We start from the raw sequence: 16,711 nt of genomic DNA, 5'->3' as shown, positions 1-16,711 counted from the left end.
GTGTGCCTTGCCTATCCCCTGTTGCGTGTCTCAGAATCGATGTTCATCGATTCGTAGTTTTCCACCTGGTCGAGTTTCGGGTTTTCGATAATGGAGCGGCGATGACTTTCATCCATAAAATAGATGGACAGGTTATCGAGACGCGTCACCATAATCGCGTTCGCCGGGAAGTACGGCACACGGACGGCGGGCAGGTTGCCGATGCGTTTCTGGCTGATGATAATGTCAGCCGCGAGCGCTTCGCTGTTGGGCTGGTCTTTGTTAACGATCGGGAAATATTTGTCGGCCAGCAGCTTACGACCCACAATCGCTACAAGTTCGGCATCTTCCTGATAAATCTCGTCAATCAGGTTGTCGGTTGCATCCATGACCAGCGCATCGAGGTTAACGTAATCGCCGTTTTTACCCACACGGATCACAGCGGAAACAACATTCCCTTCTTCGTCGACAATTTTGCTCATCACGCGGGTCGGCGCTTCATTACGGTATTTCTGCAGCCAGCCGACGGCGACGTCCTGCAACATCGGATGAGTGGCGCGGTCAGAGGTTTCGGCGCGCTCAACGCCGTTGAACCCGGCCATGATGAAATCGAGCGCCTGCCGCTGGATAATGGCATCGCGAATACGGCGCTGGAAGTCCTGGAAGCGCGCCCACAAATCCAGCTTTTTATATTTGAAGTGGAAGTCAAAGTTGACCTGATCGCACTCGTATTTTTTGGACTCCAGCGCGGTAAAGTCGGCGGTTTTACGCTCCTTGCCGCTGTTGGTGTCCGTGGTGCTGGCGATGGTGCCATTGACGCCGACGCCAATTTTTTCCCCCTTCAGCTCATCCACCGGCACGATATTAATTTTCTGCAAAAAGGCCGATGACATCTGCACGGTGTTCATCATGGTTTGCGTGACGGACGGCTCGACGGAGAATTTTTTACTCACGTCGTCCGGGTCGATGCCGTTCAGCTCGGCAACGCGGGACAAGTAGGCATTGAATTTAAAACGGGTTTCCTGACGCATAGTCTTTCCTGTTGGGTTAAATCGGGTTGTCTGACCGGGCAAGCCTGTCGCCCGGCGATAAATTCACGACCGTTTAGCAGTCGGTCAGCAGCTCATCGCCACCGCCACCGGTGGAGAGCTTGCGGCGTGGCTGCGTGGTGCTTTCGGTGTTATCCAGCGACGTTTTTAACTTGCTGAATGCCTGGCTGGTCTGGTCAGCCTTCGTGGTGACGTCCTTTTTCAGGGTCGCAAAGGCATTTTCCAGCGTGGCAAGACGCTGTTCAGTGGCAGTGAGGTTTTCCTGCACATGTTCACTGACGGTCGTCACGGCTTCATGCACATCCTGAAAACGGGCGTCATCGCTGGCCTGTTTGCGGCTGAAGATCGCTTTCACTTTGTCGCTCAGGGCGGTAAAGACATTTTCCGCCTGGTCTTCAAACTCCAGCTCGGCGAGAGTGGCGACGGAAATCAGGTTGCCCGGCTCGGCTTTGAAGCGGTTGAGGGGGTTAAATTTGGCACCCCGGCAAAATTCGAGGTATTCGGTGCCGAGGCTGGCCGGGTCATCGGTCACGGCGAGGCCGACCAGGTAGCATTTACCGCTATTGGCGAAATTCGGCTGAATTTCCATTGAGGTGTAGACCTTCTGCAATTTTTTATTCATTGCGATCAGGTCATCGGTCGGGGTGATTTTGGCGAACAGCGCCAGCTTGCCTTTCAGTACCGAATCGTCGTCAATCTTTTCAGACTTCAGCTCAACCACATCGCCGTAACGGCTGAACGGGCCATCTGGCAGGATGCCTTTCAGGTGTTCGAGGTTAATGCGGCAACCATAGACGCGGGGGTCAAAGGTCTCTGCCATTTCCTGAATATCCGTCGCGCTGATAACGCGGCCGTCACAGGTATCGCCTTCGACGCCGATGCGAAACCATTTTGAAACTTTTTTTGCCATTGTCAGGAGTCCTGATATCGGGTTAACGGGTCGGGGTTAGTTTCCCGACCTCGCCGCCCACCCGCTATCAATCCCGGATGGCTTATCCCTCACACAACAGCACGTTAGCGATTCGCATCACCCGTTTCTTTAGCCTTGCCCTGTATCAATCACGGCGAGGCATCCATGACCATCACCACCGACACCACTTTATTAAACGACCCGCGACGCCAGGCGGCTTTGTTGTACTGGCAGGGGTTTTCCGTGCCGCAGATTGCCGAAATGTTGCAGACCAAACGCCCGACAGTGCAGAGCTGGAAACAGCGCGACCAGTGGGAGGAAACCGCACCGCTGAACCGTGTCGAAAGCACCTTAGAGGCCCGGCTGATTCAGCTTTACGCAAAGCCCAACCTGACACCCCACGATTTCAAGGTGGCGGATTTTCTGGCCCGACAGATGGAGCGCTTTGCGCGCATTAATCGCTATGGCCAGACCGGAAATGAGGTTGACCTTAATCCCAATGTGGCCAACCGCAACAAAGGCGACCGCAAAAAGCCGACAAAGAACTTTTTCAGCGACGAGGCTATCGAGAAACTGGAAGAGATTTTTTTCGCGGAGTCTTTCGAGTATCAGCTCCGCTGGCACCGCGCCGGGCTTGAGCACCGCATTCGCGACATTCTGAAATCGCGCCAGATTGGGGCGACGTTCTACTTTTCCCGCGAGGCGCTGCTGCATGCGCTGAAAACCGGCCATAACCAGATTTTCCTGTCAGCGAGTAAGACGCAGGCGTATGTATTCCGCGAGTACATCATTCAGTTTGCCCGCCGGGTCGATGTCGACCTGACCGGCGACCCGATTGTCATAGGCAACAACGGCGCAAAGCTGATTTTTCTCGGCACCAACTCAAACACCGCGCAGAGCCATAACGGCGACCTGTATGTCGACGAAATTTTCTGGATCCCCAACTTCCAGAAACTACGCAAAGTGTCGTCGGGCATGGCCTCACAAAGCCACTTGCGCAGCACCTACTTTTCGACACCTTCCACCCTGGCACACGGCGCTTACCCGTTCTGGTCGGGGGAATTATTCAACCGGGGCCGCGCCAGCGCCAGCGAGCGGGTTGATATCGATATCAGTCATGACGCGCTCGCCGCTGGCGTGGCGTGTCCTGACGGTCAGTGGCGGCAGATTGTCACCATTGAGGATGCGCTCGCCGGGGGCTGTACGCTGTTCAATCTGGAACAACTCAAGCGCGAAAACAGCGTCGACGACTTCCGCAATCTGTTTATGTGCGAGTTCGTTGACGACAAGGCGTCGGTGTTCCCGTTCGAGGATTTGCAACGCTGCATGGTCGACAGTCTGGAAGAATGGGAAGACTTTGCGCCGTTCGCCGACAACCCGTTCGGCTCCCGCCCGGTCTGGGTGGGATACGACCCTTCGCACAGCGGCGACAGCGCCGGGTGTGTGGTGCTCGCACCGCCGGTTGTCGCCGGGGGCAAGTTTCGCATTCTGGAGCGCCATCAGTGGAAAGGCATGGACTTCGCTACTCAGGCCGAATCCATCCGCCAGCTCACCGAAAAATACAACGTCGAGTACATCGGTATCGATGCGACCGGCCTCGGTATTGGCGTCTTCCAGCTGGTTCGCTCGTTTTATCCCGCCGCCCGCGATATCCGCTACACGCCGGAAATGAAAACCGCAATGGTGCTGAAAGCAAAAGACGTTATCCGCCGTGGCTGTCTCGAATATGACGTCAGCGCCACCGACATCACCACCTCGTTTATGGCAATCCGCAAGACCATGACCAGCAGCGGGCGCAGTGCCACCTATGAGGCCAGCCGCACCGAGGAGGCCAGTCACGCGGACGTCGCCTGGGCGACCATGCACGCGCTGTTAAACGAACCGCTTACCGCTGGCAGCGGCCAGGCAACATCGTCCATTCTGGAGTTCAACTGATGAGTAAATACAAAGGCCGCAAGCCACAGCCACAAAAGCGCCCGCGCAATATGAAAGACAGCGCGCCCCAAAAAATGGAGGCGTTTACCTTTGGTGAACCAAGCGCTGTGCTCGACCGCCGCGATATTCTGGATTACGTGGAATGCGTCAATAATGGCCGCTGGTTCGAGCCACCGGTCAGCTTTAACGGGCTGGCAAAAAGCCTGCGCGCCGCCGTTCATCACAGCTCGCCGATTTACGTTAAGCGCAATATTCTGGCCTCAACGTTTATTCCACACCCGCTTTTATCACAACAGGATTTCAGCCGCTTCGCGCTTGATTTCCTGGTGTTTGGCAACGCGTTTTTAGAGCTCCGAAAGAGTGTCACCGGGCGCCCGCTTAAACTGGAGGCGTCACCGGCGAAATACACCCGGCGTGGTATTGAGGAGGATGTCTACTGGTGGGTGCCGTCATTCGACCAGCCGCACCCGTTCGCGCCGGGCTCCGTGTTCCACCTGCTGGAGCCTGACATTAATCAGGAGCTGTACGGCATGCCGGAATATCTCAGCGCGCTAAACTCCGCCTGGCTGAATGAAGCGGCGACGCTGTTCCGTCGCAAGTATTACCAGAACGGGGCGCATGCGGGTTACATCATGTATGTGACGGACGCCGCGCAAAGCGGTACCGATGTTGAGGCGCTGCGCGATGCGATGCGCAGCTCAAAGGGACTCGGCAACTTCAAAAACCTGTTTTTCTACGCACCGCACGGAAAACCGGACGGCATTAAAATTGTGCCGCTCAGCGAGGTGGCCACGAAAGACGACTTTTTCAATATCAAGAAAGTCAGCGCCGCCGACCTGCTCGACGCACACCGCATCCCGTTCCAGCTGATGGGCGGCAAGCCGGAAAACGTCGGCTCGCTCGGCGACATCGAGAAGGTGGCAAAGGTGTTTGTCCGTAACGAACTTATACCGCTGCAGGACCGGATGCGCGAGGTCAACGCATGGGCCGGTCAGGAGGTGATCCGCTTCAAAAGCTACAACCTCGATACCGAAAGTGACTGATTTCTGCCGCCTCCGGGCGGCTTTTTCTTACCCCTACGCCTGACCGTCTCAGAAGCCCGCCACGCCCTCAAACGCCGCGGCATCGCCTATCAACACCCTCGCGAACCGGCGCGGCACAGCGACGCGCTCAGGCTGCGAAAATAAATACGTAAATGTAGTCTGGCGCGCAGTGCTTTCCCCGCCTCGCCTGCCCGCTTCGTGGGGCGGTTTTATTGCAGTTGCCTGACCATTCGGGATCCGCGCCAACTCTGGCGGCGCACGGTCAGAACGGGCTATCTCGGCGCATGCAAAACCATGCACCAGATGTATGCATGGCTGAAAGTCTTATAGGGTAGCTAATTTTTATAAAAAACTATTGCTGCAATACCACCACTTTCCCCAAATCAACATTAAACTCAACATCCCCAGCATCTATGTTTTCATTCGTCACATGAGCATCAAAAAGCTCCTCCGTTTTATATCCCGCATGAAAAACTGGGCTCATGATAGATACTTTATTAAATGGCTCCTTATCATGAATAATATAATACCGACCGTAAACATATACAGTTTCATCGGAATTAATGCTAAGTGTTGTTTTTGCTTCAACCCCATCCATTAAAGAAAAGTCAATATTGTTCAACAAACAAATTAAAATGCCCGCCATCTTCATTCTGTTGATATCAAGTGGAGTTAAGTCCACATTGGGTATTTCTCTTTTTAGCAAATCCTTTAACTCATCAAACAAAACATCATATTCAATTGAGTCAGCACAATTTAATAGTGACAAGGCTTCTTGAATCATCCGCCTTTCATTTGCGCCAATATCTTGCGTTAGCTTACAGATATCGCCTTTTATTTCGTAAGATTTTTTATTGTTAAGCCTCTTTCGCGCAGTATTAATCTGCCCGCCTTTCAATCCTAATTTTTTTTGAAATGATCATCATTAAACATTCTCAATTGCAGCTTAATTAATAATGGTAAGAACTTCGGATATTCATTCAACTCAGGTTTTACATCATGTTTATCCCGACCAAACCCCAAGCTTAATAACAAGTGATTTCTCAGCATCATATCATTTATTAAACCTTGATCCCTCTGATGGTTATGAGCAACAAAACTTCCAATTTCAAAAATATTTTTGGTCGCAGTCGGTAACTCACGAGCCGTCACAAAAAGCACATCTATATCACTGTCAGTAAAGGTTCCATCCTTTAACTTCCTCAATATTCTTTCTATTCTTGAGATTGCCTTACTTTTATTCATGGAATTTCATTTGCTCCAGTTATTATTAAATCAGAATGGATGCTAAAACAGAGGGGGTCCTTACAACTCACTTTGCAAGTTGTCCAACCCTGCCAGCACTGAAATCAATTTTCAGTACCGGCAGCGTTTGTCATTGTATTGGTTAATTGCGAAACGACCTCGCTTGTTCCCACATTGACGCGCGCCACTACAGTCCGTTTAACCACCCCATCATAAGCATTATTGCCTCGAAACGTTGTTTTTACAACAGCATGCGGGTCTTTATTCAAAAACAGATAGTAGACCGTTGAAATATGTTCATAAGAGGAATAATCATCATTCTTTGAGGGTTTTATCTGCATACTCAAACGTTGGTGTAGCCGGTTCCACTTTAACCGCCGGTACGTCATTTTTTGCTACTAGATGACTTTTTCAGTCGGCCATAAGATTGAACCGATAATGCCCAACGCCAGACATCCTCCAAGATAAACCGCAATGGATCGCTTACGGTTCGGCATCCGAATCAGCGACGGCTTGATTAAACCCAAGATGAAAGAAATAAAGAGTGCCAAAGATATAAATACTATTACGGTATCCATGATTTTCTTTATGTGTAATCCCCATACAAAACAACCCCATGCTATCAAACACGGGGCCGATGGTTGTACATTTTTCAGGAACTAACGCCAGCTCTCATCTTCCCATACTTCCTGAAGGATACCGTCCAACGCTTCACGGTCTGATTCCTGATCGAACCCAACCAGCTCTACGCCTGTCATTGCCCCTTTTGTTACGGTCACTCTCGTTGATGGGAAAATTGACTGTACGCGTCGAGTTAACTCGCACTGAAAAGCATCGACAACTTGCTGCCCAATTTTTGCGTCTTTATCCAACGTGATGTTAACCCTCACTTCTCCCCCTTTTTTTAATCGTTTTTCTACAGGGGCGGGAGTAAAAACAACAGAAAAATAATTGTTTTTCATCAAGTTACCTCTTGCTATCTCCGCGATTAAATTTAAAGCAATTTCACGATCCCTTTCCTGACACACACCCTCTGTTGTCAGACGCGCAATCATCTCGACCCGTTCAATCATGACTTGCTCGTTTAAATCTCTATCCACACAACCTCCAATACGGGATACTGTATAAATACACAGTATCATGTGTCGATAAAAAGATGAAAGAAAAAAGTTACACACAAAGATAACGTATGTGCATGATATGGATATGAATTAGTTACAGTCTCAACTTAGTAACTGACGCTAACCCCGCGACTCGATTTAGGATTTGTCTGGCCTGCGCCCCGTGTGATGGTGCTGCTGGAAAAATTTCACCGGTTGCTGAACCACGGCACCACTTGCCATTTATGCAGCTTTTGCCACCGGACATCAGGTGCAGCGCCTCACCCCGGCTAATGGTTTCGCCGGTCGCTATCTGAATCTCGTCTATTGTTCTGTCAATGGTTGCGCTTTGTTTATCCGTTCCGTGGATAAACTCCTGCCTGGTGACCCTACTTTTGTCCCTGAGTCTGGCCGTTAGCTTCCGCCTTTCACTTCGACTCAACGGTTTGGATAAATCCAGCTCCGGTGGATCGCTTTCGCTTCCCGTACAGTTATTGACAGAACTCCGAGAGGGCGCAGGAGCGCCCTTAACGTCAACGGCCAAATCAACGGCACCCTTCGGCACAATATTCCACTGCGTTAACCGGGTTAAAATCGGGGTGCCAGCGCCGACAACAGAGTCGTAAACGCCACGGATGCAGACGGTTTCCTCGCCATACTGATTAAACTCAGCGCGTGGTTCATACAATGTGCGCACCTGCAAATCATCGCGACGCACAAACGGCCCCCCCTGCGCATTAACATAACCAGCCCAGTCACCTGCGTCAGCGGCATCATGGACGGCTGCAAACTCAACGCTTAGACCATGTGCGGTCTCGGTGTCAGCGAGACGACGCAACTCACGGTAGACCGTCACCGGCGCGCCGCCGATAAACTGAAACTGACGGATGTGCCAACGTGCCGCCCATGCTGAAACGGCGGGGGCTGTCTCTTTCAGCAGCTCACCGCTTTCGTCATCGGTTTCACCATCCAGAGCATAGCCGTCGATGTTTTTGGAAATGTATTTAGCAACATAGCCGGTAGCGCTGCCCTTTTCCGGGTCAATGGCCTCGGCATGAAAGCGCGCCTTTTTGGCCTTATCGCTTCTCAGTTCGTGACGGTCTTCCTCCCACGCATAATCGCGAATGATGAGGCGCACGCGCTCGACGTCTTCCGGTAGCATAAACATAAGCATGTGCCAGTGAGGCGTCCCGTCGTGATGAGGCTCGGCAACACGGATGCCGAAAATGCGGATTTCTTCCCGATGTAGCTTGGCACGAATGCGCGCCCAAAGGGCGGTGAGATAACTCTGCGTGTCCGACGGGCTGGCTCCGTTCCATTTGCTGTTACGGTAACCTGCTTTAGTTGTGGCGTGATATTTAGACGGCGCGGTCAGGGTATAAAACTCCCCGACATAACCGAGCTCATTGCAGATATTTTCAAACCCACGGATGCGGGTCATCAGCTCGCAGCGGCGTATCGCAGGGTTAGCGACCGAGCCGTCGTATTTTTCAATCAGACTGATGCGGTTGCCGTCTTCGTCTTCGAGATCCAGACCTTTGAGAAACTCTCGCGTGCGGCGCTTCTGCTCGCGCCAGTCGGTGACGCAATTTTTACTCGCGTAGGCGTGCTTTTTCTTGCTGACATTGCCGACAGCAATTTGCAGATGTTCGCGCCATGCAGCCGCAATGCGACGCAGACGACCACGCCACCACACCTCGTTAAACATGCGGGTGATAGCCGGGGCAATTTCATCCTCGCCAACATATTTCTTTGTCACCCGCTCCCAATGTGGCGGGGTAACATTGAATTGCAGGGAAATAATACCTGCGCGCATATACCAGGTGTACAGCGTTTTAAGCTCGCTAAATCCGGTGTCATCAATGTCGGCCAGTTCAGCACGAATGAAATTAGCGATATCAGCAGCCAGCAGGTCAATATCGGCGCGCGACATATCAGGGAGACGGTTATATCTGGCGACCATATTGACCATGCGTGACGCCAGATATTGCATAAGCTGGGTATCAAAATGACAACCAAAAACAGCGGCTGATACGTTGCTTTTGATACCCGCGCACTCATATTTTTTTACGTACCAGTTCAAGACGTGGCAATGCCTTTTTGAAGAAGCTGATTAAAAAGGCATTGGCTCGTTGACTACCCTGATTTTGCTCCAGCACCGCAGCGGTGCGATAAACATCAAAGCGCACGCCCTCGGGCTGGAGAGAAAGCACTTTTCTCGCATGCAGCAAAGCCGCGAACATACGGTCGCGGCGATGCTGTTGGTCATAGGTAAGATATGGGCTGGCTATTGCCGACCGTGGAGCACTCCACGGAAAAGCGAATTGAACAGCCAATTTATACCCCCCGATAGTGTTTTAATTTAAGCTCGGCGATTTGCTGGCAGGTCACGCAAAAAGCCACGCCCGGAATCGCAATACGGCGAGCTTCCGGGATTGGTGCGTCACATTCCTCACAGAGAAAACGGGATGGCGCAGCGATACGGCTGCGCGCGTTGTTGATGAGGCGTTCGCGGTCTTCCTGCTCGCGAAGTTGTACTAAATCCATTGCGTCGGCCATTAGTGGATCTCCATAGCCTGATGGCGGTAAATTTCGCTTTCCTGCAACAACAGTTCCAGCGCCTCGTTAATGTCGAGTTGGTTGGTTTTAATGTGATTAGCCAGGTTAACCATGCGACTTGCCATAACTTCCGCACGTGCACGGCGTTCTTGCATCCGCGCGTCCGTCAGCAACTGGTTAAGGCCAGACTTATCTACTGTGGTTTTAGTGATACGAGATGCGGTATTACACATACTTAACTCTCCTGATTTCGGGCAATAAGAAGCCCGGCGGGTTTACGCCATTAAATTTCTGTTTGGATTAATTCGGCATGGTTAGCCGTTTGGGAAATAAACTCACCACTGCACGAAAATGATTCATCGCTGTAATAAGCGCTTTTTTCTCGTCAGTAGTCAGCTCACTTAATTCGAGCTCATGACGAGCCGCCGGTATTTTTGCCAGAAAGAAAATAGCGGCCAGCGCCCGATTATTTTCTTCAAATTGTGGGTCACGTTTATCGCGCATATCATCGACAAAACGCTCAACCTCTTTCCAGCTATCGCCCCAATATCTCGCGCGCAATTCAGCCACATGATTGAGACCGGCCAGACGTTCACCCGCTTTTAGCGGAACAGTCGCGGAAACAGCTTCGATAGCCATGATTCCCCCAGCTTTTGAGTAGAGAGGCCAGCCAGTAAATCAGCCTGTGAGCGGCTCGGGTGCCAGCGCTTACCGCCCTTACCTGCGATCCAACCGTGGCCGTAGTGCATACCGGGGCTTTGCTTAACAAGCAGAGACGCGAATGACGGTTCACTTTTCAGCATACGCACCTCAAATCAACCCGAATGATGCGCCAATACCGCTCATGGTATCGACCACGCTCGACATAGCTGGATTAGTCTGTAAGCGCGCATGCAGCGCCAATGCCGACAAAGACAACATTCGAATACCTGAGTTAACGCTTTCAATCATGTTGTGCTTACGGGCAGAGGTCAGGCGCTCATCAGAGGCCGCACCGCTTGCCAGCTCGCCGAGTTCACTCATTGCACGCATGACATAAGACTCCAATTTGTCTTTAGCCAGTTCATTAACCGGCACGCATGGCAGGCAATGAATTTGCGCCAGAAAACCATCAACGAGGGTTGAGTCTTCTGTCAGGTCAGTCAGCAGCCACAATTCAGGCGGCGTGAACAGGTGAGGCTGTTCCGGGTTGAGCTTGTTACGTAACGTTTGAACGTTCATACCCGCACGCTTGGCCAACTTCGCCATGTTGTGACGCTGCGCAAAAGCCCGGCATGCTTCGTCATAGTGGGGATGTTTGGAAATCTGAAAATCAAACATGTTGCATCCTTACAATTCACTTAAAGTGAATATGGATTCTCAATAATGAGCTGAAAACGAGCGTGCCCTAAAGCCTTACGCAGTTGTTCTTCTTTCCAGCGAGCGTAATAAATTCGGATAGGGCCGCCGGCTTTCTTGCAACCTTTTCGGATGACACGTTTTTCGATTGGTACACGGGGTGTGTCGCCTGTCGTCCAACGGTAGGCAGTACGTTCGGAAACACCCTCAAGTTCCGCGAATTGTTGAAGAGTAACTACAGGAGACGGGATTTTGATGATTGCGATTTCAGAAGCCATGTTGCATGATTCCCATTTTGACAATGTTTGCAATCAATGGCCTCTGTTTGCCAACTTCTGCCACTGGTTGCCCGAATTAGCAACGATACTAATACTCGTTTGAATATTAGTAAATACCCAAAGGAATAAATTTTGATTCTTAATACTCAGGTGAATAACGACGAGTTACTGGACAGAATTTGTCAAGTCTATGGTTTTACTCAAAAAATCCAGCTAGCCCGGCACTTTAATATTGCCGCCAGTTCCCTACAAAACCGTTACACGAGAGGCACTGTTTCTTATGATTTCGCCGTGCAGTGCGCACTAGAAACTGGAGCAAGCCTGCTATGGCTCCTTACGGGGCAAGGCTCTCAATATGATGGCAAACCGTCCCCAACGGATCCGAAAACGATAGAGTCCTTCACTCTGAGTGATGGAAGACTCGAAGAAAATTCACCATTGAGTATTGATGCCGGTTTTTTTAGCAAGCAAATGTCAAAAGGTATTGCTGTTCGCGCCGATGGAAAGCTGCACTTCATAGAACAAGATGCCTCACTTTCTGATGGCCTTTGGTTGGTTGATATTGAGGGGGCTACCAGCATCAGAGAATTAACGCTCCTACCCGGCAAAAAGTTACACGTTGCGGGCGGAAAAGTACCGTTTGAGTGCGGGATAGATGAGATAAAAACGATTGGCCGTGTAGTGGGTGTATATAGTGAAATAAATTAACTTATTGAAATAACCTAAGGAACGAGGTTGATTAATGGACATTATAATTACTATTTTATTTCTATGTCTGGCTATTTTCTCTGCAGTTGTTTACTTCAGGTCGCAGGGAAATTCGGTAATAAAATTTATCAAAGGTATCTTTGCATTTAGCATCATCTTTAGAGCTATTGATGTTTATAAAAATGAAGACCAAATAGCTGCATTTATTATGGTTGCGGTTGTTTTCTGTCTTTCTTATCGTCGATTTCAGCTTAATAAAGCCGCTAACTCCCCCCTATCAGTAATAAAAACGAAAATCGACAATAATGACAACGCGTTTAACCATGAAGAAACAAAGGTAATTTCATCAAAAAAAGAAACTCACAAGCTCTGAAAAAAATGAGCTTAAAAATATATCGTTTGGATATACCGATTCAAGCAACAACTCTACTTATAGAGAGGTTGACGTTAAAAATGTTGACGCAGACTACATTACTGGTTTCTGTCACTCACGCAGGCAGCTAAGGTCTTTCTGTATAGACAGAATTGAAAATAGTGAAATTGTAGTTCGCAATACTGGCGAATTAATCAATGTTTATGACTGGATTGTCCAGCTATGTGAGGAATGAGGTTAACTTATGACCGTGCGTAAAAATCCTGCTGGCGGTTGGATTTGTGAGCTCTACCCAAACGGTGCAAAAGGCAAACGTATCAGAAAGAAATTCGCTACTAAAGGCGAGGCACTGGCGTTTGAACAGTACACCATTCAAAACCCGTGGCAGGAAGAAAAGGAAGACAGGCGCACGTTAAAAGAGCTGGTTGATTCATGGTATAGCGCTCATGGCATTACCCTGAAAGACGGCTTAAAACGTCAGTTAGCTATGCACCATGCTTTTGAGTGTATGGGCGAACCACTCGCACGCGATTTCGATGCGCAGATGTTTTCCCGCTACCGAGAAAAACGGTTAAAAGGTGAGTTTGCTCGTTCAAACAGAGTGAGAGAGGTATCGCCTCGCACGCTTAATCTTGAGCTGGCGTACTTCCGAGCTGTGTTCAATGAGCTAAACCGCCTCGGAGAATGGAAGGGTGAAAACCCACTGAAAAACATGCGCCCATTCCGCACAGAAGAAATGGAAATGGCCTGGCTAACTCACGACCAAATTTCGCAACTGCTCGGAGAGTGTAAACGGCATGACCACCCTGATTTAGAAACCGTTGTAAGAATCTGTCTCGCCACTGGCGCACGGTGGTCTGAGGCCGAGAGTCTGAGAAAAAGCCAGCTAGTGAAATACAAAATCACATACACCAACACGAAAGGCAGAAAAAACCGCACCGTTCCAATCAGCAAAGAGCTCTACGAGTCTCTGCCTGATGATAAAAAAGGTCGGTTGTTTGGCGATTGTTATGGAGCGTTTCGTTCTGCTCTGGAAAGAACAGGCATTGAACTTCCCGCAGGACAACTTACCCACGTTTTGCGCCATACCTTCGCCAGCCACTTTATGATGAATGGTGGCAATATTTTGGTCTTGCAACGCGTACTCGGCCATACCGACATCAAAATGACGATGCGATATGCGCATTTTGCTCCTGACCATCTTGAAGATGCAGTAAGACTTAATCCATTGAACAAGACCTCTGCGGTAATGGAGTAGCGGTAATTAAAAATTATATGCGCACTGATATAGTGCGCTTATGACCTTGAACATTTAATAAGGTTACAAAAGTGACAATGTCTAGGCTATAAAATATCAAACCTCATTGTATGCACCACATCCATTACAACGAATGACAATGTTATGAATATTAGCTTTTGGTACCCCAATAACAAGTTGAGATTTGCACCCCCCACATAGCAACGCTAATCCGACCTCATAACCTGTTATAGCAACGGTGCCCTCTCCTTGATAAATAAAAACAGTCCTTGTATCCGGGTCCGGCTCAGGAATAACCTCTAGAGTTATCGCCTCCTTAATCTCTGGAATTTTAGGTCTCTTAATTTTTGGTTCATGGCACTCTTTGAAAAGTAAGCCAGACTCACATGGACAAAGTTCATTTGGATCAATCTTAGCCATATTTACTCTCTCACGATGGACAATGGCAAATTTGGATCGATATATCGCCCGATATCAGGAACATTCAATTTCATTCGAGTAAGCATAATTAGTAGGTAAGTAAAAAAACGGCCAAAAGATTGGTCTTCCATACCCTCTTTAACTATACGTAAAACAATTTGATCATTTTCCTCACTATTTACCCGCCGCTTATGCGCCGTCAAAACCAAATTAACAAACTCATCTGTATCTAGGAGCAAATCTTTTTCCCCTATTGTTAGATTAACTTTTTCATAACGAAGCACACCTTTACCAAGAACACATATTAGATTACAAAAATAATTTACATCATGTACAGCCTTGCTGTGCGCCATCCAATTTTCTTTTAGAGAATCCAGAGAATTACCAGAAATATTAAATCCAAAAACAATACCAAATGGCCTAGATGCCCTATGAACTGTTGCGTATTCTCTAGTAGCAATTACCCCTAAATCTCTCGGCGCTAGTTTTTTGAATGAGGTTATTTTATTGGCTGCATCATCAAACTCACTTTTTGATAGAGTTGATTTAACTTCGATAATACCATATACCCCTTCAACAGGAAGGATTGATGTTTTCCCCGCATAAAGCACTGGGCAATTAACGGCATCATAAATTATGATATCAATAGCATGGGAGCGTAAACCTTCTTTTGTAATTACCTCTCCTTTGGTCACACCATATCTTTTTGGCAAATGAGTTTTGAGAAAATCCATTAAAAACTCCTCTCGATTCTCACCTTTATCGCCACTATGATGTATAAAGCCGGATTCTTTGAATCGAGCCAACATTGTAGCTTCTATTGAATTAAATAATTCATTTAAATCCATATATTACCTCCCCTAATGCATGTCTTTGATGATACACTTTACTTACACTTTTGTAAGTTGCAAGCATCACAGCGTTCATTGATGGTAATGGCGATAAAGTGGCGGTGGAAATGGCTAAGAATGGGTAATCATTGGCAAATGATGGCAACCTATGTCAATGATAAATAACGCAAACTATTGATTTTCGGTTGTTCAAGTAGGAACTCATAATCGCTTGGTCGCTGGTTCAAGTCCAGCAGGGGCCACCAAATAAAACAAGGAGTTAGATGAGAAATCGTCTGGCTCCTTTTTCTTTGGATGCAATTTGGGTCAGGTAATGGGTCAGGTAAGGAATTATCTCCCTGCCCTCTTCATCTCGCTGCATGCATTCCCCGATAGTGATAAAAGCCAGTAATACCGTCCGTAATATTCACGATACAGCATTATTACGGCTCCGTCGCAGCAAGCCAGTTGCCTGTCGTGCTCGCAGAATATCTACAGCCCGAAGATAAGGCGATTGTTCCTGCCAGTTAAACCCCCTGCGATCGATACGAACCAGTCCGTACTTATCCACCAAGAAGTTGACTGCATCAGCCAGGGTAATCTCGGCATCAATATGTTCCTTAATAACTGTTTCATCACTGAACGGCGTGTCGTTCAGTGTCAGGCCATAGTGCTGTTCCAGTAGGCGTGTCAGTAACATTTGCCAGGCTGCAACGGGCGACAGACAGGGCTTCGCCGCACGCGAAATTGTAGCAGGTAGAGTTTTCATGTTTGCTCTTGCGGAGTTAGTTAACGTTGAGTGGGGTAAACGGCGATGTATACGTAGCCGCAACTGCCAAGAGTATCGGCTTCGCAGGTGAAACCGTTGTGGTATAGGGTGACGCAGTGGGCATGGTGAGGATTCATTTCACCAATGGTCAACATCGATTCCATCTGGCTGATAAAACGTGGGAATACTTCATCCAACTTCAAAGATTCTGCGTTACTGAATGCACCGGTAATGCTGGCCCGGTCAGCCAGATAGTGAAGTCGGTTTCCCTCCTGTACCAGACGAGCGCCAAAGCAAGGTGTCACATTACGATTCAGACCCCACTTGAGAAATAAATCGTTCTCTGACTCAGTAGATTTCATTGAAGTAACCTCATATCCAGCCTCGCTCTGCAAACGACACAATGCCATCTGAACCGACAACCAGATGATCAAGTATGTTCACATCAACCAGTGCCAGCGCTTCTTTAAGCCTGCCCGTAATGTTGCGATCGCATTGGCTGGGCTCCGGATCACCGGATGGATGGTTATGCGCCAGCACGACAGCTGCAGCATTGAAGCAAAGCGCTGACTTCACTACCTCACGGGGATGGACCTGGACATGGTTAACCGAACCGGCAAATAGTGTTTCGCTCTCCAGTAAACGGTGTTGGTTATCAAGATAGAGCACCATAAATACTTCCCGCTCCTGTCCGGCCAGCTGTAGCCGAAGCCAGTCCCGGGCTGCAGTACTGGAGTTAAAGGATATGCCGGACTGACGAAGATATTTATCCAGCAAGTTGATAGCGCGGCGGATGGTGCGTTGGGCATAAGGTGTCAATCCGGCCGTCGCGGGGAGCAGGCAACCATGCTGGGCCATAACCTTCAGAGGAAAGAGTTCGGGCTGTGCTGACACCGGGGATAATGCAGTATTCATGT

Annotated in this window: 21 protein-coding genes and 2 pseudogenes; 5 read left to right on the top strand and 18 right to left on the bottom strand. The window is 49.0% G+C overall.

Annotated features, from left to right (window positions below; translation table 11 throughout):
• Nucleotides 1-11: 11 nt before the first annotated feature.
• Both HMPREF1024_RS03145 and HMPREF1024_RS03150 read right to left on the bottom strand, forming a co-directional pair.
• Complete coding sequence (locus HMPREF1024_RS03145) at nt 12-1,010, bottom strand: phage major capsid protein, P2 family (protein ID WP_009309689.1); 999 nt, start codon at nt 1,008-1,010, stop codon at nt 12-14.
• Nucleotides 1,011-1,083: 73 nt separating this feature from the next.
• Complete coding sequence (locus HMPREF1024_RS03150) at nt 1,084-1,938, bottom strand: GPO family capsid scaffolding protein (RefSeq protein ID WP_009309688.1); 855 nt, start codon at nt 1,936-1,938, stop codon at nt 1,084-1,086.
• Between the two features lie 165 nt (nt 1,939-2,103).
• On the opposite strand from HMPREF1024_RS03150, the gene HMPREF1024_RS03155 reads away from it, so the two are divergent.
• Together HMPREF1024_RS03155 and HMPREF1024_RS03160 are read left to right on the top strand one after the other, a co-directional pair.
• Complete coding sequence (locus HMPREF1024_RS03155) at nt 2,104-3,873, top strand: terminase ATPase subunit family protein (RefSeq protein WP_009309687.1); 1,770 nt, start codon at nt 2,104-2,106, stop codon at nt 3,871-3,873.
• Complete coding sequence (locus HMPREF1024_RS03160; RefSeq protein ID WP_009309686.1) at nt 3,873-4,916, top strand: phage portal protein; 1,044 nt, start codon at nt 3,873-3,875, stop codon at nt 4,914-4,916. The genes HMPREF1024_RS03155 and HMPREF1024_RS03160 overlap by 1 nt, the downstream gene beginning before the upstream one ends.
• 352 nt (nt 4,917-5,268) lie before the next feature.
• Here the strand turns inward: HMPREF1024_RS03160 and HMPREF1024_RS0127550 are convergent, their stop codons facing one another.
• The 11 genes and pseudogenes from HMPREF1024_RS0127550 to HMPREF1024_RS29400 all read right to left on the bottom strand — a co-directional run bounded on the left by HMPREF1024_RS0127550 (nt 5,269) and on the right by HMPREF1024_RS29400 (nt 11,436).
• Nucleotides 5,269-5,700 (bottom strand): hypothetical protein, encoded by a 432-nt coding sequence (locus tag HMPREF1024_RS0127550; protein WP_032451430.1) that lies wholly within the window; start codon nt 5,698-5,700, stop codon nt 5,269-5,271.
• A 116-nt stretch (nt 5,701-5,816) separates the two neighbouring features.
• Nucleotides 5,817-6,161, bottom strand: coding sequence for a hypothetical protein (locus tag HMPREF1024_RS0127545; RefSeq protein WP_032451429.1), 345 nt, complete (start codon nt 6,159-6,161; stop codon nt 5,817-5,819).
• Between the two features lie 104 nt (nt 6,162-6,265).
• A pseudogene (locus HMPREF1024_RS32130) lies at nt 6,266-6,739 on the bottom strand (hypothetical protein).
• A gap of 81 nt (nt 6,740-6,820) precedes the next feature.
• Nucleotides 6,821-7,261, bottom strand: coding sequence for a DinI-like family protein (locus tag HMPREF1024_RS30185; protein WP_009309685.1), 441 nt, complete (start codon nt 7,259-7,261; stop codon nt 6,821-6,823).
• A gap of 115 nt (nt 7,262-7,376) precedes the next feature.
• A pseudogene (locus HMPREF1024_RS03165) lies at nt 7,377-9,450 on the bottom strand (replication endonuclease).
• 148 nt (nt 9,451-9,598) lie between these two features.
• Entirely contained in the window at nt 9,599-9,820 is a 222-nt protein-coding gene (locus HMPREF1024_RS03170) for a TraR/DksA family transcriptional regulator (RefSeq protein ID WP_009309683.1), read from the bottom strand.
• Nucleotides 9,820-10,053: a DUF2732 family protein gene (locus HMPREF1024_RS03175; protein ID WP_009309682.1), complete on the bottom strand. Its 234-nt coding sequence runs from the start codon at nt 10,051-10,053 to the stop codon at nt 9,820-9,822. The genes HMPREF1024_RS03170 and HMPREF1024_RS03175 overlap by 1 nt, the downstream gene beginning before the upstream one ends.
• A 67-nt stretch (nt 10,054-10,120) precedes the next feature.
• A complete protein-coding gene (locus HMPREF1024_RS03180; protein ID WP_000963463.1) occupies nt 10,121-10,459 on the bottom strand; it encodes a DUF5347 domain-containing protein in 339 nt (112 codons plus the stop codon).
• Entirely contained in the window at nt 10,423-10,623 is a 201-nt protein-coding gene (locus HMPREF1024_RS03185) for a phage filamentation protein Fil family protein (protein WP_009309681.1), read from the bottom strand. The genes HMPREF1024_RS03180 and HMPREF1024_RS03185 overlap by 37 nt, the downstream gene beginning before the upstream one ends.
• Nucleotides 10,624-10,630: 7 nt before the next feature.
• Nucleotides 10,631-11,140, bottom strand: a complete 510-nt coding sequence (locus HMPREF1024_RS03190) for a phage regulatory CII family protein (RefSeq protein ID WP_009309680.1) — start codon at nt 11,138-11,140, stop codon at nt 10,631-10,633.
• A 20-nt stretch (nt 11,141-11,160) separates the two neighbouring features.
• On the bottom strand, nt 11,161-11,436 hold the full coding sequence (locus tag HMPREF1024_RS29400; protein WP_023327785.1) for a hypothetical protein: 276 nt from the start codon (nt 11,434-11,436) through the stop codon (nt 11,161-11,163).
• 132 nt (nt 11,437-11,568) lie between these two features.
• Between HMPREF1024_RS29400 and HMPREF1024_RS03195 the strand changes: the two genes are divergently transcribed.
• The 3 genes from HMPREF1024_RS03195 to HMPREF1024_RS03205 all read left to right on the top strand — a co-directional run bounded on the left by HMPREF1024_RS03195 (nt 11,569) and on the right by HMPREF1024_RS03205 (nt 13,775).
• Nucleotides 11,569-12,144, top strand: a complete 576-nt coding sequence (locus HMPREF1024_RS03195) for a phage repressor protein CI (protein ID WP_009309679.1) — start codon at nt 11,569-11,571, stop codon at nt 12,142-12,144.
• 34 nt (nt 12,145-12,178) lie between these two features.
• A complete protein-coding gene (locus tag HMPREF1024_RS03200; RefSeq protein ID WP_009309678.1) occupies nt 12,179-12,517 on the top strand; it encodes a hypothetical protein in 339 nt (112 codons plus the stop codon).
• A 244-nt stretch (nt 12,518-12,761) separates the two neighbouring features.
• The gene (locus HMPREF1024_RS03205; protein ID WP_009309677.1) at nt 12,762-13,775 is read left to right on the top strand and encodes a tyrosine-type recombinase/integrase; all 1,014 of its coding nucleotides are present in this window, start codon (nt 12,762-12,764) and stop codon (nt 13,773-13,775) included.
• Nucleotides 13,776-13,871: 96 nt separating this feature from the next.
• On the opposite strand, the gene HMPREF1024_RS29395 is transcribed toward HMPREF1024_RS03205, so the two are convergent.
• The 5 genes from HMPREF1024_RS29395 to radC all read right to left on the bottom strand — a co-directional run bounded on the left by HMPREF1024_RS29395 (nt 13,872) and on the right by radC (nt 16,709).
• On the bottom strand, nt 13,872-14,195 hold the full coding sequence (locus tag HMPREF1024_RS29395) for an SEC-C metal-binding domain-containing protein (protein ID WP_071986594.1): 324 nt from the start codon (nt 14,193-14,195) through the stop codon (nt 13,872-13,874).
• Between the two features lie 2 nt (nt 14,196-14,197).
• On the bottom strand, nt 14,198-15,043 hold the full coding sequence (locus HMPREF1024_RS03210) for a DUF6602 domain-containing protein (protein WP_009309676.1): 846 nt from the start codon (nt 15,041-15,043) through the stop codon (nt 14,198-14,200).
• Nucleotides 15,044-15,452: 409 nt separating this feature from the next.
• The gene (locus HMPREF1024_RS03215; protein WP_009309675.1) at nt 15,453-15,794 is read right to left on the bottom strand and encodes a TA system toxin CbtA family protein; all 342 of its coding nucleotides are present in this window, start codon (nt 15,792-15,794) and stop codon (nt 15,453-15,455) included.
• A gap of 20 nt (nt 15,795-15,814) precedes the next feature.
• Nucleotides 15,815-16,156, bottom strand: a complete 342-nt coding sequence (locus HMPREF1024_RS03220; protein WP_009309674.1) for a type IV toxin-antitoxin system YeeU family antitoxin — start codon at nt 16,154-16,156, stop codon at nt 15,815-15,817.
• A gap of 10 nt (nt 16,157-16,166) precedes the next feature.
• Nucleotides 16,167-16,709 carry a DNA repair protein RadC gene (radC, locus tag HMPREF1024_RS03225; protein ID WP_009309673.1) on the bottom strand — a complete coding sequence of 181 codons (543 nt, stop codon included), beginning with the start codon at nt 16,707-16,709 and terminating at the stop codon, nt 16,167-16,169.
• Nucleotides 16,710-16,711 lie beyond the last annotated feature (2 nt).

The organism is Klebsiella sp. 4_1_44FAA, from assembly GCF_000238715.1.
GTDB lineage: Bacteria > Pseudomonadota > Gammaproteobacteria > Enterobacterales > Enterobacteriaceae > Klebsiella > Klebsiella pneumoniae.
This window is presented reverse-complemented; position numbering and strand designations above follow the sequence as displayed.